This window comes from Microvirga sp. GCM10011540 (assembly GCF_042650665.1).
Taxonomy (GTDB): domain Bacteria; phylum Pseudomonadota; class Alphaproteobacteria; order Rhizobiales; family Beijerinckiaceae; genus Microvirga; species Microvirga lenta.
Genome location: NZ_JBHSBQ010000135.1, coordinates 42,666 through 57,664 on the forward strand (window position 1 = coordinate 42,666; position 14,999 = coordinate 57,664).

The window sequence follows — 14,999 nt, forward strand, 5'->3', positions numbered from 1 at the left end:
AACCGCATCCTCGTCCTTCGAGACGGCGCTTCGCGCCTCCTCAGGGTGAGAATGCTCGCGTTGCGTTCCCCTCAGACCCGCTCGATGATCGCGGCGGTGCCCATGCCGGCCGCGACGCAGAGGGTGATCAGCGCCGTCTGCTTGTTGGTGCGCTCCAGTTCGTCGAGCACCGTGCCCAGGATCATGGCGCCGGTCGCTCCCAGCGGATGGCCCATGGCGATGGCGCCGCCGTTCACGTTGACCTTGGCCGGGTCGAGATCCATGGCCTGGATGTAGCGCAGCACCACGGCCGAGAAGGCCTCGTTGATCTCGAAGAGGTCGATGTCGTCCTTCGTCATGCCGGCCTTGCGTAGCGCGAGCTCCGACACGTCGATGGGGCCGGTGAGCATGAGCGCGAGGTCGGAGCCGATGGAGGCGAAGCCCTTGAGCCGCGCCCGCGGCTTCAGGCCGGCCTTGGCGCCGCCCTCCTTCGAGCCGACGAGCACGGCGGAGGCGCCGTCCACGATGCCGGAGGAATTGCCCGCATGGTGGACGTGGTTGACGTATTCCACGTCCGGATGGGCCGCGACCGCCACCGCGTCGAACCCGCCCATCTCGCCCATCTGCACGAAGGCGGCCTTGAGCTGGCCCAGCGACTGCATGTCGGTCTGCGGCCGCATGTGCTCGTCCTTGGCCAGGATCGTCAGGCCGTTGATGTCCTTCACGGGCACGACGGAGTTCTTGAAGCGCCCCTCCTCCCAGGCCTTGGCGGCGCGCTTCTGCGATTCCACCGCATAGGCGTCCACATCGTCGCGGGAGAAGCCGTATTTCGTGGCGATCAGGTCGGCCGAGATGCCCTGCGGCAGGAAGTAGTTGGCGATGGCGATGCCGGGATCGACCGGCCATGCGCCGCCGGACGCGCCCATGCCGACGCGGCTCATGGACTCGACGCCGCCGCCGATGGTCAGATCCTTCATACCCGCCATCACCTGCGCGGCGGCGAGGTTCACGGCGTCCAGGCCCGAGGCGCAGAACCGGTTGATCTGCACGCCCGGCACCTCCTTGCCGAAGCCCGCCTTGAGGGCCGCCGCGCGGGCGATGTCGCCGCCCGCCTCGCCGACCGGATCGACGCAGCCGAGCACCACGTCCTCGACGAGCACCGGATCGAGGTCGTTGCGCTGGCGGATGGCGTCGAGCGCCGTCACCGCGAGGTCGACCGCCGGCACCTCATGCAGCGAACCGTCCGGCTTGCCGCGTCCGCGCGGAGTGCGGACGGCGTCGTAGATATAAGCTTCAGGCATGAAGAACCTCCCGGGCGTGTCGTGATCCCGGACGCGGAGCGAACCGGGATCGTTGTCAGAATAGGGCACTCAACGCGTCGTTCGATCCCGGCCGTCGCCATGCTCGGGCCGGGATCGCGTCCGTCGATCAGAAAGCCTCGGCCGGCAGGGCCATGGTCGTGTCGGCGCCGGCCGAGATGCAGGCGAGGCGCGCGGCGGTCTCCGGCATCATGCGCTCCATGAAGAAGCGACCCGTCGTCAGCTTCGCGTCCATCCTCTCCGCGACGCCGTTTCCTTCAGCCTTCCTGGCATGGGCGGCCTTCGCCATCTTGGCCCACATGTAGCCCATGGCCACGAGGCCGAAGAGGTGCATGTAGTCCGTGGCGCCCGCGCCCGCATTGTCGGGCCTGGCCATGGCGTTCTGCATGAACCACATGGTCCCCTGCTGCAGATGGTTGAGGCCCTGCTCGAGCGGGGCGATGAAGCCCTTCAGGTTCTCGTCGCCGGCATTCTCCTGGCAGAAGGCGGCGACCTCGTTGAAGAACGCCATGACGGCGCGGCCGCCGTCCTTGCCGAGCTTGCGGCCGACGAGGTCCATGGCCTGGATGCCGTTGGCGCCCTCGTAGATCATGGTGATGCGGGCGTCGCGCACGAACTGCGACATGCCCCATTCCTCGATATAGCCGTGGCCGCCGAACATCTGCTGGGCCTTCACGGCCATCTCGAAGCCGAGATCGGTGAGCACGCCCTTCACCACCGGGGTCATGAGGCCCATGTGGTCGTCCGCCGACTGACGCTGCGCCTCGTCGGAGGAGCGGTGGGCGATGTCGCTGTTCAGCGCCGTCCAGATCACGAGCGCGCGGGCGGCCTCGTTGAAGGCCCGGATGGACATGAGCGTCCGGCGCACGTCCGGGTGGACGATGATCGGATCGGCCGGCCTGTCGGGAAACTTCGCGCCCGTGAGCGAGCGGCCCTGCAGGCGGTCCTTGGCATAGGCGACGGCGTTCTGGTAGGCGACCTCGGACTGGGCGAGGCCCTGCACGCCCACGGCCAGGCGCGCCTCGTTCATCATCACGAACATGGCCGCGAGGCCGCGGTTCTCCTGGCCGATGAGCCAGCCCCTGGCGCCGTCGTAGTTCATGACGCAGGTGGCGTTGCCGTGGATGCCCATCTTGTGCTCCAGGGAGCCGCAGGAGACGCCGTTGCCCTCGCCGAGGGAGCCGTCCCCGTTCACGAGGATCTTCGGCACGACGAAGAGCGAAATGCCCTTGGTGCCGGCGGGCGCGCCTTCGATGCGGGCGAGAACCAGGTGGACGATGTTCTCGGCCATGTCGTGCTCGCCGGCCGAGATGAAGATCTTGGTGCCGCTGATGGCGTAGGAGCCGTCGCCGTTGGGCACGGCCTTGGTCTTGAGCAGGCCCAGATCCGTGCCGCAATGGGGCTCGGTCAGGTTCATGGTGCCGGTCCAGACGCCCTCGACCATCTTCGGCAGGTAGGTCTTCTTGATCTCCTCGGAGCCGTGGACCAGCAGCGCCGCGATGGCTCCCTGGGTCAGGCCGGGATACATGCCCAGCGCCAGGTTCGCCGAGGAGACGAATTCCTGCATGATGGTGTTGAGGGCCGAGGGCAGCCCCTGGCCGCCGTATTCCTCCGGCGCGGCGAGGCCCATCCAGCCGCCGGCCGCATAGGCCTCGTAGGCCTCCTTGAAGCCCTTCGGCGTGGTCACGGAGCCATCCGGGTTGCGCTTGCAGCCCTCCTGGTCGCCGGTGAGGTTCAGGGGCGCGAAGACCTCCTCGCACAGCTTGGCGCCCTCGCCCAGGATCGCCTCCACCATGTCCGGCGTCGCCTCGGCGAAGCCCGGCAGGTTGTTGTAGCGTTCGATGGGGAAGACGTCGTTCAGCAGGAACATCACGTCTTCGACGGGGGCCTTGTAAACCGGCATGGAGCTCCTCCCAGATCGGAAAGCCGGCAGCGGGGCGGTCCGGGACCGCGGCGCCGGCATCAAGATAGTTCACATATAAACTATCTGGTCGCGATCGGGAAGAGGTAGGGCGCGAAAAGTCCTCCGGTACCGGTCGGAGAGCGATGGGAGAGCGGATCCTGCCCGCAGCAGCCTGCGGCGGGGCTGACGCTAAAAGCCCATGCGCGGCCGCGGTTTCCGGGCCGGAAGGGGCCGTCGGACCAGGGAGATGCCGGTCTTTTCAGGGACGGGACATCCGCCGACGAGGGCGCCTGAACGGAAAAAGCGCGCGGTCACGCGCCTCGCGCCGAAATGAAAAGCCTGTCGAGAGGCTGGAGGGCGCCGCCCTCCAGATGCCCCGGGCGCAGCCTCGACCGCCTGCTCGACAGGCAAACCTGCTCTGCGGCAGGATCTTGTTGGATCAGGCCGCGACCGCCATGCCGGCGCGGCGGGTCCTGAGCTCGACGAGAGCCTCTTCGATCTCGGCCTTCTGCTGCTCCAGATGGGTGATCTGATCGTCGATCTGGTCCAGGGACAGCTTGAGCTTGGCCGACGGCCCGTCGCCCATCCGCTCCTCCGCCAGCATGGCGCGGATCTCGGTGAGGGTGAAGCCGAGCTGCTTGCCCTTGAGGATGACGGAGAGCCGATCCCGGTCGCGGGCGTCGTAAATGCGGGCCGTGCCGTCGCGGCGGGGCGAGAGAAGTCCCCGATCCTCGTAGAAGCGGAGCGTTCTCAGGGTCACGCCGAACTCGCGGGCCAGGTCACCGATAGTGTAGGACTTGCCGCCTTCGCCGACCGCTCCTGCATCCGAAACAACCGAATAATATCCTAGTGCTTCTTTATCCATGCCGTGCCCCGTTAATTTTTCCAAATTGCTTGCGTAATCGAACTCCCATGGGGGAACCACGATTCACGTGTAATGAAATAACAAAACATAAGATACAGCGATCGCAAGTGTTTTGCAACACAGGCGTGTGCCCGAGGGTCAGAAGCCCCTCTCCTTCGGGAGGCGACGGAAAGGAAGCGCGCCGCCCGTCTTCGGCCGGCCCCAGCTAAATCCCACGTCCTTAACGGGTTTTTTACTACGTTCCTCAAAAGCTTCGCCATCGGCACGAGGATTCGGCATGGCTTCATGATTCGCCAGAACCGGGTTCCCGGACCGTCGCGACGGGGCTCGATAAAGGGGCGGGCCGGTCGGGTGAGTTCCCAGTTCCCCCTGAGTCCGGCCATGAGACGAAACGCTCTCCCGACACTGGAAGACTTGGACATCGACGCACGCGACATCGCCGAAGCCATGGCGCGGCGGTCCGGTCTGAGCCTCGAGGAGTGGCTGGCGACAGCCCTCGCCGAACGGGCCGGAACCCAGGGGCCGCGTGCCAAGCCGGAGCGCCGGCGCGCCGGCGACGAGCTCGACGGCATCATCGCCCGCATGATGGAGACGTCCCGCAAGCGCCCCGCCGGAAGCGGCGGCGAGCCGCGGCCCGTCGAGCCGGACGCCCGCGACGAGGCCTCGCGCACCGCGATCGCCCTCGAATCCATGGCGAGCTGGATCGAACATGCGGAGGAGCGCCTGAACGAGAGCGCCCGCCTCTCCGCCGACCAGCAGGACCGGATGGCGTCCGCCCTCTCGCAGGCCCTCGCGACGCTGAAGAACCGCCTCGACGAGGTCGAGCGCCAGGTGGTGTCGGAACGCGCCGTGCCGGCACGCATCGAGTTCCCGGTCCAGGACGCCATCAAGGCCCTCACCCCCCTGTCGGACACCCTGAGCGGCCTGCGCACGGACATGTCGCGCCTGACCGAGCGGCTGGAGCAGCCGATCAACGCGGTTCTGCCGCCCGCCATCGACGGCATCCGGGACGAGATCGAGCGCCTGCGGACCAGCGTGGAGGGCTTGGCGACCCGCGACGAGATCGCCGCCCTGGACCGCGCCGTGCGCGACCTGTCCAAGGACATCGAACAGGGCCGCCCCAACAAGGACATTCTGACGCTGGCCCAATCGGTGGCCGCCGTTCACCAACAGGTTCAGACGCTCTCGGGCGACCTCGCCGACGGGGTGCACCGGCGCCTGTCCTCCGAGATCGACGAGATCAAGGGCAAGATCGACAGCGCGGCCCGCTCGGGCATCGACCGCTCCGTCATCGACTTCCTCGCCGGCCAGATCGTAGATCTGCGCCACGACCTGGCGCACAGGGCCGAGCCGCAGCAGATCGAGCGCCTTTCGGGCGAGGTCGGCACGCTCAGCCGGCAGGTCGCCGAACTGCGCTCCAACCAGGTGGGGCGCGGCGATTTCGCCGCCCTGAAGACCTCGCTCGAAAACGTCTGCCACGCCCTGAACCGCACCGTCTCCGCCCAGGAGGCGAGCACGGTGCCGGAGCAGCTCGAAAGCCTGAGCAGGCGGCTGGACGTTCTCGCCAGCCGGCCGGATCCGGAACCGGCCAACCTCGACCCCATCGCCGAGCAGCTTTCCGTCCTGACCGATCGCATGGCCTCGATCTCCGGCACCCGCCTGGAGCAGACCGACACCCTGGCGGCCCTGATGGAGCGCCTGTCGGCGCAGGTCCAGTCGGTGGCCGAAAGATCGCCGGTCGCGCCGGAGCCCCTGCTGGAACGGTTCGACCGGATCGAGGAGGAGCTGCGCCAGGTGGGCCGGCAGGCCGATACCTCGGGGGTCGCGCAGATGCTGCAGACCTTGAGCGAGAAGTTCGAGCGGCCCGCCGCTCCCTCCGCCCTGGACGGGCTGGAGCAGAAGATCGCGGCCATGACCGAGCAGCTCGCCCGCACGCCCGCCGAGCCGTTCCGGCAGGCCTTCGAGGAGGCGACGAGTCACCTCAGGAAGCTTCAGGACGAGACGGCCCTCATCGCCGAGCGCGCCGCCAGGACCGCCCTGAAGGACGTCGGTTCGAGCGCTCCCGCAAGCGACGACATCGATGCGCTGAAGCAGGGCTTCGTCGAGCTGAAGGCGCTCCAGACGCGAGCCGACAGGAAAACGCAGGAGACCCTGCGCTCCGTCCGCGACGCCCTCGAAATGCTCGTGTCCCGCCATCCCGAGCGGGGCATCCTGACACCGCCATCCGTAGAGATTCAGGCTCCCGCCGCCGGAAGAGCCCCGGGCGAGATGCCCTCGGCCGACCGGCTGGAAGCGGCCGTGCGCCGGCTCCACGCCGCGGCCCTGTCCCAGATCGCCGAGGTGTCGGGCGCCCCGTCCGAGGCATCGCTCAAGGCGGAACCGCTCAAGGCTCCGGCGGAGCAGGAACCCGCGCGCAGCGTCGCCGCGTCCTTCTCTCCGCAGGAGACGGACCTCGGCAGCGTGCGTGCGAGCTTCATCGCCGCCGCCCGGCGCGCGGCGCAGACGAGCGCCCCCGACAAGGCCGTTCCCGCAGATCCCCTGCCCGCCGAGGAGGCTGCCGCAGCACCGGAGGCTCCCGAAAGCCTCCCGCCGGAGACGGGGGCCCTGTCGGCCCCGTCCCTGATCGAACGGCTCCGCCGCAGCTTCGATTCCCATCGCCGTCCGCTCCTCTTCAGCCTCGCCTTCCTGGTCCTGGCCGCCGGAGCGGCGCAGATCCTGTCGGTTGGACCGGGCGAGGAGACTCCGCCTGCGGTCCGCCAGGCGGCCGTCGAGGCGCCGCGGGAGCAGACGGCGGCAAGCGTCGCCAGCGCCCCTGCGCCCCAGGTGGAGAACAGCCTGTTCCAGCCGACCAGCCTCGCCGCGACGACGCTGACGCCGGCGAAGTTCCTCGTCGATCCGAGCACCGTCGGGGAACTCCCGGCGCAGGTGCCGACAATCTTGCGCGAGGCGGCCCTGGCGGGCGACGCCGCGGCGATCTACGAGATCGCCTCCCAGGCCTCGGAGGGCCGCGGCCTGAGCCACGATCCGATCCTGGCGGCCCACCTGTTCGAGCGGTCGGCGCAGGCGGGCTACGCCCCGGCGCAGGAGCGGCTGGCGATGCTGTACGAGAAGGGCGTGGGCGTCCTGCGCGACACGAAGCTCGCCGCGACATGGTACGAGCGCGCCGCCCAGGGCGGCAATGTCCGGGCCATGCACAACCTGGCGACCCTGCTCGCCTCCGGCGCCAACGGAAGGCCCGACTACCCGGCTGCCCTGCGCTGGTACCGCGAGGCGGCCGAATCCGGGGTCCGGGACAGCCAGTTCAATCTCGGCGTCCTCCTCGCCCGCGGCATCGGGACCTCGACGGATCTCGTGGGCGCCTTCAAGTGGTTTTCCCTCGCGGCCGCGCAGAGCGACACGGAGGCCGCAAAGAAGCGCGACGGCATCGCCGTGAGCCTGAACCCCAAGGAGCTGGCCGCCGGCACCGCCGCGTTGGAAGGCTGGCAGCCCCGGTTCGTCGACCCCTCCGCCAACGGCAGCGTTGCGGCCGGAGGGCAGACGGCAGCGCTGGACCCGGCCGTCGGCAGCAAGAGCTGACGACGTGGGACAGGTTGTCAGCATTCATTCAGACACGATTTCTAAAGTCGCGTCACACGATGTCCTGAACACGAACCGGCTGCACCGGCCATAGGGGAACCGGGGTGCAAATTTATTTGCCTATCGCCGAAATGCCCGTGAGCGTTCTCCTGATTCTAGGTATGGGTGCGGCGGTCGGCTTCATCTCGGGCCTGTTCGGAATCGGGGGCGGCTTTCTCATGACGCCGCTCCTGATCTTTCTCGGGATCCCGCCGGCGGTGGCCGTGGCGACCCAGTCGGCGCAGATCGTCGCCTCCTCCACCACCAGCGCGCTCGGGGCCCTGCGCCGCAAGGCCCTCGACTTCAAGCTGGGAGGGATCCTGGTGGCCGGGGGCCTCGTCGGCTCGGCGCTGGGCGTCTGGTCCTTCGCGGCCGCCCGCCGGGCGGGCCAGCTCGACCTCGTCATCGTCATCTCCTACGTGACGTTGTTCACCGTGGTCGGAAGCCTGATGCTGAAGGAGAGCGTCAGGGAGTTCTGGACGAAGCGCAAGGGCGGGTCCGTGCGCCTGCGGCGCAAGGCGGGCGAACACGCCTCCTATCTCGGCTTGCCGCTGCGCATCCGCTTCTACCGCTCGAAGCTCTATGCCAGCGTGATCCCGATCCTGGGACTGGCCCTGTTCATCGGCTTCGCCGGAGCCCTGCTCGGCATCGGCGGCGGCTTCATCCTGGTGCCCGCGCTGCTCTACGTCTTCCGCGTGCCGACCGGTGTCGTCGTCGGCACGTCCCAGTTCCAGATCGTCTGCACGACCCTCGTCTCGCTCATCCTCCACGCGGTGGCCAACCAGGCCGTGGACATCGTCCTGGCGATCCTGCTCATCGTGGGCGGCGTCTTCGGCGCGCAGTTCGGCGCGCGGGCGGGCCGCTACCTGCGGGCCGAGCTGTTCCGCTTCCTCCTCGCCCTGCTGCTCCTCGCGGTGGGATTGCGCTTCGCCATGGAGCTGGTGGTCGAGCCCGACGAGCTCTTCTCCATCGCCGTGCAGGAGGCGCGCGAATGAGGGCGCTTCTCGGTCTCCTGCTCCTCGTCCTCGGCCTCGGTCCCGCTTCGGCCGAGACCCTGATCACGTCCCTGTCCAACCACCGGGTGCTGATCAATTCCAACTACACCGGCACCTCCATCGCCGTGTTCGGCGCGATCGAGCGCGATGCGCAGACCGTCGCCCGCGCCACGCCCTACGACGTGGTGGTGACGGTGCGCGGCCCGAGCCAGTATCTCGTCGTCCGCGAAAAGGAGCCGATCGGGCCGGTCTGGATCAACCAGGAACAGCAGAAGTTTCCCACGGCGCCGTCCTATCTGAGCGTCCTCACCTCCCGGCCGGTGGAGGAGATCACGAGCCCGCAATTGCGCCAGCGCCAGAAGGTCGGCCTGGACGCCATCATCGGCGCGCCGGACTTCACCAACACCCGGGAAGGAGCGGACCGGCCGTTCCGCGAGGCGCTCTACCGCCTCAAGGAGGAGGAAGGGCTTTATCTGGAGGACGAGCGCGGCGTGACCTTCATGACGCCGAGCATCTTCCGCGCCAGCATCCCCCTGCCCGCGACGGCCCCGCCCGGCAACTACGAGGTCGAGGTCCTTCTCCTCGCCGATACGGTGATCCTGGCCCGCACCACCACGAATTTCGAGCTGGTGAAGACCGGGTTCGAGCAGCAGGTCGGCGAGGTCGCCCGCGACTGGAGCCTGTTCTACGGTCTCGCGACCGCCCTCCTCGCGGTGTTCTTCGGATGGGGCGCGAACGTGATCTTCCGCAGGGATTGAGGCGCGGACGGCCGCTCTTCACGGCGGCCGCGAACGCCTGTAGCCTCTCGGCGGAAGCCGGTTGCCGCCCTGTCGGCACGGCCGAGCGGAAGACGGTGCGATGACGTTGACGTGCGGGACGGTGCAGTTCCATCACAGGGCGAACGACAAGGCCTACAACCTGTCCGTGGTGGAACGCTTCTGCGGCGAGGCGGCCGCGCAGCACGTGAAGATCCTGGCCTTTCCGGAAATGTGCCTGACCGGCTACTGGCATGTGCGCAATCTCGGCCGGGGACAACTGGAAGAGCTGGCCGAGCCCGTGCCGTCAGGTCCCTCCACCCGGGCCGTCGCCAGGCTCTCGGCCCGATACGGCATGGCCATCGGGGTCGGGCTGATCGAGCGCGCGGAGGACGGACGGCTCTTCAACACCTATGTGGTGTGCCTGCCCAACGGCGAGGTTCACCGCCACCGCAAGCTCCACGCCTTCGAGAGCGACGACATTTCGAGCGGGGACAGCTACACGGTCTTCGACACCCCCTGGGGCGTCCGGGTCGGGGTGCTGATCTGCTGGGACAACAACCTCGTGGAGAACGCCCGCGCCACGGCGCTCCTGGGCGCGGACATCGTCATGGCCCCGCACCAGACCGGCGGCTGCCACTCCCGCAGCCCCCAGGCCATGGGGCTGATCGACCCCGCGCTCTGGGAGAACCGGCACGAGGACCCGGAGGCCATCGAGGCCGAGTTCCGCGGACCGAAAGGACGGGAATGGCTGATGCGCTGGCTCCCGGCCCGGGCGCACGACAACGGCTATTTTCTGCTGTTCAGCAACGGCGTCGGCGAGGATGACGGCGAGGTCCGCACCGGCAACGCCATGATCATCGACTGCTACGGACGGATCGTGGCCGAGACCTGGAAGGCGCAGGACATGCTCGTCGTCGCCGATCTCGACCTCGGCCTCCTGCCGCTGGCCACGGGCCGCCGCTGGATCCGCGGGCGCCGCCCCGACCTCTACGGCCTCCTCACCCAGCCGCAGGGCCACGAACTCGCCCCGAGGCAGGCGCGGTTCTCGGTAGCCCCGGTCGCGAAGCCGGCGAAGGCCTGAAGCGGCGGCTCAGTCCCGGCAGAGCATCGCTTTCGCGATGGCGAAGATCCGCTCGGTGCCGATGAGATGGGCCGTGAAGCCGTTGGGGAAGAGCGGCTTGAACGCGGCGTCGCAGGCGTTCAACCCTCCCGCATAGGCGCCGAGCGCCGGCATGACGCAGCGCGCGCCGTCCGTCAGGAAGCACCGGCGCCGGGTCGAGCGGCCGCGCATCACCACCTTGCCGACCGGATGGAGATGGCCGGCGATCTCGGCCCGGGCTCCCTCCATCGGTTCATGGCGCAGGGTGAGCGGCCCGAGCTCCATCTCCTCGACCACCTCGCCGCCGATGCTCTCGGGCAGGATCCGGTCATGGTTGCCGGTGACCCAGACCCAGTCGCGGCCGCTCTGGACCTTTGCCAGCGTCGCCCGCTCCTCGTCGCCCAGGCGGTCGGGGCCGCCGATGTCGTGGAAACTGTCGCCCAGCGCGACGACGGTGCGCGGATCGTAGCGGAGGACGGCCTCGGACAGGGCGTTCAGCGTCTCCCGCGTGTCGTAGGGCGGCAGCATCATGCCGCGCCTCGCGAAGGAGGAGCCCTTCTCGAAATGAAGGTCGGCGACCAGCAGCGCATCGTGCTCGGGGACGTACATGGCTCCCGTGAGATCGAGAACCGCCGCGAGCCCCGAGAGCCCGATTTCGCATGTTGTCTGTTTGTTCTTGAGCAAAGCCGTCACGCCAAAGCCTCGTCGAGAAGCGCTGCTTCCGCCTCGGCCAGAATCTCGTCCGCGTTGTCGCTATAGACGCGCTCGCGGCCGATCTCCAGCATGACGGAGACGCTCAAAGGAGAAACCCGGTCGAGCGGCTTGTGGATGATTCGCCCCCGGATGCGCTGAAGCAACATGCCGAGGCGCCTCACGTCGAGGAGTCCCGTTGCCGCATCCGCCCGCGCGGCGCGTAAAAGCACATGGTCCGGCTCGTGCTTGCGCAGCACGTCGTAGACCAGATCGGTGGAGACCGTGACCTGGCGGCCGGTCTTCTCCTGGCCCGGAAAGCGCCGCTCGATGAGACCGGCGATGACCGCGCATTGCCGGAAGGTGCGCTTCATCAGGGCGGACTCGGCGAGCCAGTCCTCCAGGTCGTCGCCGAGCATGTCCTCCGAGAAGAGTTCGTCCATGAAATCGGGGCGGCGCGCGGCGCGGGCGGCGATGTCGCCGGAAGCGTAGACCGCGAGGCCGTAATCGTTCGCCACGAATCCCAGGGGCTTGAGCCCGGCCCGCTCCAGGCGGCGGGTCAGCAGCATCCCGAGCGTCTGGTGCGCGGGCCTGCCCTCGAAGGGGAAACAGGTCATGTAGAAGCGGTTCTGCCGGGGAAAGGTCTCGACCAGGAGATCGCGCGGCCCCGGCACCACCGAGCGGCGGCGCTGCTGCAGGAGCCATTCCGTCATCTGCGGCGGCAGCCGGTCCCATTCGAACGGATCGGCGAGAAGCTCGCGCACCCTCGCGGCGAGGAAGGTGGAGAGCGGAAACTTGCCGCCGTCATAGGCCGGGATCTTCGGCTCGGTCCCGGCGGAGGTGCGGGTCGCGATCACCTCGTCCTCGTGGATGCCCTCGAAGCGCAGCACCTCGCCGGCGAAGAGAAAGGTGTCGCCCGGCGTCAGCGTCTCGGCGAAGTACTCCTCGATCTCGCCCAGGATGCGCCCGCGCGGCAGCACGGTTCCCGGTCTCGCACGCGGCTTGCTGCCGACCCGGACCTTGATCATGGTGGATTCGACGATGGTGCCCACGTTCAGGCGGTATTGCTGCGCCACCCGGGCGTCGCGCACGCGCCAGAGCCCGTCCTCGCCCTTCACGATCTTGGCGAAGCGCTCATAGGCCCGCAGCGCATAGCCGCCCGTCGCCACGAAGGCGACGGCGGCCTCGAAATCCTCCCAGGCGAGGTTCGCATAAGGGGCGGCCGAGCGGATTTCCTCGTAGAGCTCCTCCAGGCGGAAGGGATCGGCGCAGGCCATGCCGAGGATGTGCTGGCACAGCACGTCGAGGGCGCCCACGCGGGCATCGGGCGTGTCCTGCGCCGCCTCGTGCACCGCATCCAGCGCCGCGCGGCATTCCAGGATCTCGAAGCGGTTCGCCGGGACCAGATAGGCCTTCGACGGCTCGTCCATGCGGTGGTTGGAGCGGCCGATGCGCTGCATGATGCGCGACGCTCCCTTCGGCGCGCCAACATTCACCACGAGGTCCACGTCGCCCCAGTCGATGCCGAGATCGAGGGTGGCGGTGCAGACCACCGCCTTGAGCTTTCCGGCGATCATCGCCTCCTCGACCCGGCGCCGCTGCGACACGTCGAGGGAGCCGTGGTGGAGCGCGATGGGCAGGCTGTCGTCGTTGAGCTTCCACAGCTCCTGGAACGTATACTCGGCCTGAAGGCGCGTGTTGACGAAGACCAGGGTGGTCCTGTGCCGCCGGATGAGATCGTAGATCGCCGGCATCGACAGGGACGCCGTGTGGCCGGCGAGCGGCAGGCGCTCGTCGAGCTCCATCATGCGGATGTCGGGCCGCGCCCCGCCCTGCACCACCACGAGATCGGCGAGGTTGTCCGCCCCTTCCCTTTGCGGCGCCAGATAGCGCCGCAGGTCGTCCGGCTCCCGAACCGTGGCGGACAGCCCCACGGCCGTGAGCTGCGGCGCCATGGCGAAGAGGCGCGCCAGCCCCAGCGAGAGCAGATCGCCGCGCTTGGACGTGACGAGGGAATGCAGCTCGTCCAGCACCACCCGGCGCAAATCCTTGAACAGCTCCCGCGCCTCCCGGTGGGCGAGCAGCAGGGCCAGTTGCTCGGGCGTGGTGAGCAGGATGTCGGGCGGCCGCTCGATCTGCCGCGCCCGCTTGTGGGCCGGGGTATCGCCCGTGCGCGTCTCGACGCGGATGGGCAGCCCCATCTCCTGGACGGGCGTTTCGAGATTGCGGGCGACGTCGGTGGCGAGCGCCTTGAGGGGCGAGATGTAGAGGGTGTGGAGCGCGCGTTTCTCCCGCCCCTTCCCGCCCCCCCGCTCCGCCAGCTCCACGAGGCTCGGCAGGAAGCCCGCCAGCGTCTTGCCCGCGCCCGTGGGGGCGACGAGCAGCACGGACGTGCCGCCCCGGGCCTTCTTCAGCAGTTCGAGCTGATGCTTGTGCGGCGCCCAGCCACGGCTTTCGAACCAGTGGCGGAATACGGCAGGGAGGGACGCGGACGCTTTGGACATGCGTCCTAGAACATAGGCTGCTTTCGGCATTTCGCCATGTGGCTGCGATCGGCCGGGACTGCTTCCCTAGCGCTCCAGCACGGCCAGAAGCCCGGGAACGGGGCGGCCCCTGTCCTGCCGGGTCGAGACGCTCTCGATCAGCACGACCGCGAAGCCCGTTCGCGCCGCGAGGCCGCGCAGATAGGCCTGGCCGTGGGCATAGCGGGCGTCCTCGCCCAGAACGTAGCCCTCGCCCTCGTGAGCCTGGACCGTGAAGGCGAAGAGGCCCCCCGGCCGCAGAACCCGGCGCGCCTCCCGGAACCCCGCATCGAGCGCCGCCATGTAGACGAACACGTCCGCCGCCAGGACGAGATCGGCTTCGGCATCCGTCCGGCCCGCCAGGAAGGCCACGAGCTCGCCCTCGTGCAGGCCGTCGTAGAGCTTCGTCCGGCGCGCCTTCTCCAGCATGAGAGGCGAGAGGTCGACGCCTTCGATCCTTTCGCAGGACCCTTCCAGGGCCTGCGCCATGAGCCCGGTGCCGCAGCCGAGATCGAGGGCCGGACCGAACCGGGAGGGCCGCGTGCGCACGGCGCAGGCCCGCCGCAGCGCATCGGCGATGAGTTCCGGCCCGCGATAGGCCAGGTTGCCGGTCAGGTGCCGGTCGAAGTTCGGGGCGTATTCGTCGAAGAGCGCCCGCACGTAGCCGTCGGAGATCGCCTCGTCGGGCGGCAGGGCTCCGAGCCTCGCGAGATCGAGGCGCACGCCGAGGGCATCGTCGGGTTCCAGTTCCAGCGCCCTGCGCAAGGCGGCGACCGCCTCCCCGTCCTGCCTCAGCGCGGCCGCTGCCCGCCCCAGCAGGGCGTGGGCCGCCGCGAAGTCCGGGGCGATCTCCAGCACCTGCCGCGCCAGATCGGCCGCGGCCTCGAAATCCTTCTCGTCGAAGGCGGCGCGGGCATATTCGTAACGGCGGTCGGCGCGAAGATCGCCTGAGGAGCGGTGGGTCGAGGTCAGCGGCATGGCCTTGCCATTGGGGGAGAGAGACAGGGCTGTCAATGACGTCTCCGCGCCATGCGGGGCGAGCGGAACCCACAGGTCCCCGCCCCTACCCCGCCATTCGCCGCTGGCGTCCTTGTCCGCCGCCGTATGGCCCCTGTCCCGGCTGCGCCGCCTGACGCCGGAAGGTGTCGGGGATCTCCCGGCCTTCCTGATCCTGCGCAATCGCGAGGCGGCCGCCGCGATAGGTGAGCAGCGGGCCCTCCCATTCGCGCGGGAGACCGTAAAGAGGTCCGTCGC

General features: G+C 68.9%; 11 protein-coding genes. 4 read left to right on the forward strand and 7 right to left on the reverse strand.

The annotated features are described in order from the left end of the window. Positions 1–71: 71 nt before the first annotated feature. From ACFOYU_RS20525 to ACFOYU_RS20535, 3 genes are all read right to left on the reverse strand, one after another. Positions 72–1,280, reverse strand: coding sequence for an acetyl-CoA C-acetyltransferase (locus ACFOYU_RS20525; protein ID WP_226740091.1), 1,209 nt, complete (start codon positions 1,278–1,280; stop codon positions 72–74). 127 nt (positions 1,281–1,407) lie between these two features. Further along, the gene (locus ACFOYU_RS20530) at positions 1,408–3,201 is read right to left on the reverse strand and encodes an acyl-CoA dehydrogenase C-terminal domain-containing protein (protein ID WP_377035042.1); all 1,794 of its coding nucleotides are present in this window, start codon (positions 3,199–3,201) and stop codon (positions 1,408–1,410) included. A 439-nt stretch (positions 3,202–3,640) separates the two neighbouring features. Next, positions 3,641–4,066 (reverse strand): MerR family DNA-binding transcriptional regulator, encoded by a 426-nt coding sequence (locus ACFOYU_RS20535; RefSeq protein WP_377035043.1) that lies wholly within the window; start codon positions 4,064–4,066, stop codon positions 3,641–3,643. Positions 4,067–4,447: 381 nt separating this feature from the next. Between ACFOYU_RS20535 and ACFOYU_RS20540 the strand changes: the two genes are divergently transcribed. The 4 genes from ACFOYU_RS20540 to ACFOYU_RS20555 all read left to right on the forward strand — a co-directional run bounded on the left by ACFOYU_RS20540 (position 4,448) and on the right by ACFOYU_RS20555 (position 10,515). Then, positions 4,448–7,642, forward strand: a complete 3,195-nt coding sequence (locus ACFOYU_RS20540) for a hypothetical protein (RefSeq protein ID WP_377035044.1) — start codon at positions 4,448–4,450, stop codon at positions 7,640–7,642. Between the two features lie 104 nt (positions 7,643–7,746). After that, positions 7,747–8,676 (forward strand): sulfite exporter TauE/SafE family protein, encoded by a 930-nt coding sequence (locus ACFOYU_RS20545; RefSeq protein WP_226740097.1) that lies wholly within the window; start codon positions 7,747–7,749, stop codon positions 8,674–8,676. Continuing rightward, entirely contained in the window at positions 8,673–9,434 is a 762-nt protein-coding gene (locus tag ACFOYU_RS20550) for a TIGR02186 family protein (RefSeq protein ID WP_226740099.1), read from the forward strand. Before ACFOYU_RS20545 ends, ACFOYU_RS20550 begins: the two co-directional genes overlap by 4 nt. 100 nt (positions 9,435–9,534) lie before the next feature. Beyond that, positions 9,535–10,515: a nitrilase family protein gene (locus tag ACFOYU_RS20555; RefSeq protein ID WP_377035045.1), complete on the forward strand. Its 981-nt coding sequence runs from the start codon at positions 9,535–9,537 to the stop codon at positions 10,513–10,515. A gap of 9 nt (positions 10,516–10,524) precedes the next feature. Here ACFOYU_RS20555 and pdeM read toward each other — a convergent pair whose 3' ends face one another. From pdeM to ACFOYU_RS20575, 4 genes are all read right to left on the reverse strand, one after another. Beyond that, on the reverse strand, positions 10,525–11,226 hold the full coding sequence (gene pdeM, locus ACFOYU_RS20560; protein ID WP_226740103.1) for a ligase-associated DNA damage response endonuclease PdeM: 702 nt from the start codon (positions 11,224–11,226) through the stop codon (positions 10,525–10,527). Further along, complete coding sequence (locus ACFOYU_RS20565; protein ID WP_377035046.1) at positions 11,223–13,727, reverse strand: ligase-associated DNA damage response DEXH box helicase; 2,505 nt, start codon at positions 13,725–13,727, stop codon at positions 11,223–11,225. Before ACFOYU_RS20565 ends, pdeM begins: the two co-directional genes overlap by 4 nt. 66 nt (positions 13,728–13,793) lie before the next feature. After that, positions 13,794–14,759: a methyltransferase domain-containing protein gene (locus tag ACFOYU_RS20570; RefSeq protein WP_377035047.1), complete on the reverse strand. Its 966-nt coding sequence runs from the start codon at positions 14,757–14,759 to the stop codon at positions 13,794–13,796. Positions 14,760–14,808: 49 nt separating this feature from the next. Then, positions 14,809–14,999 (reverse strand): hypothetical protein (locus ACFOYU_RS20575; protein WP_377035048.1); only part of this gene is annotated, 191 nt, incomplete at its 5' end.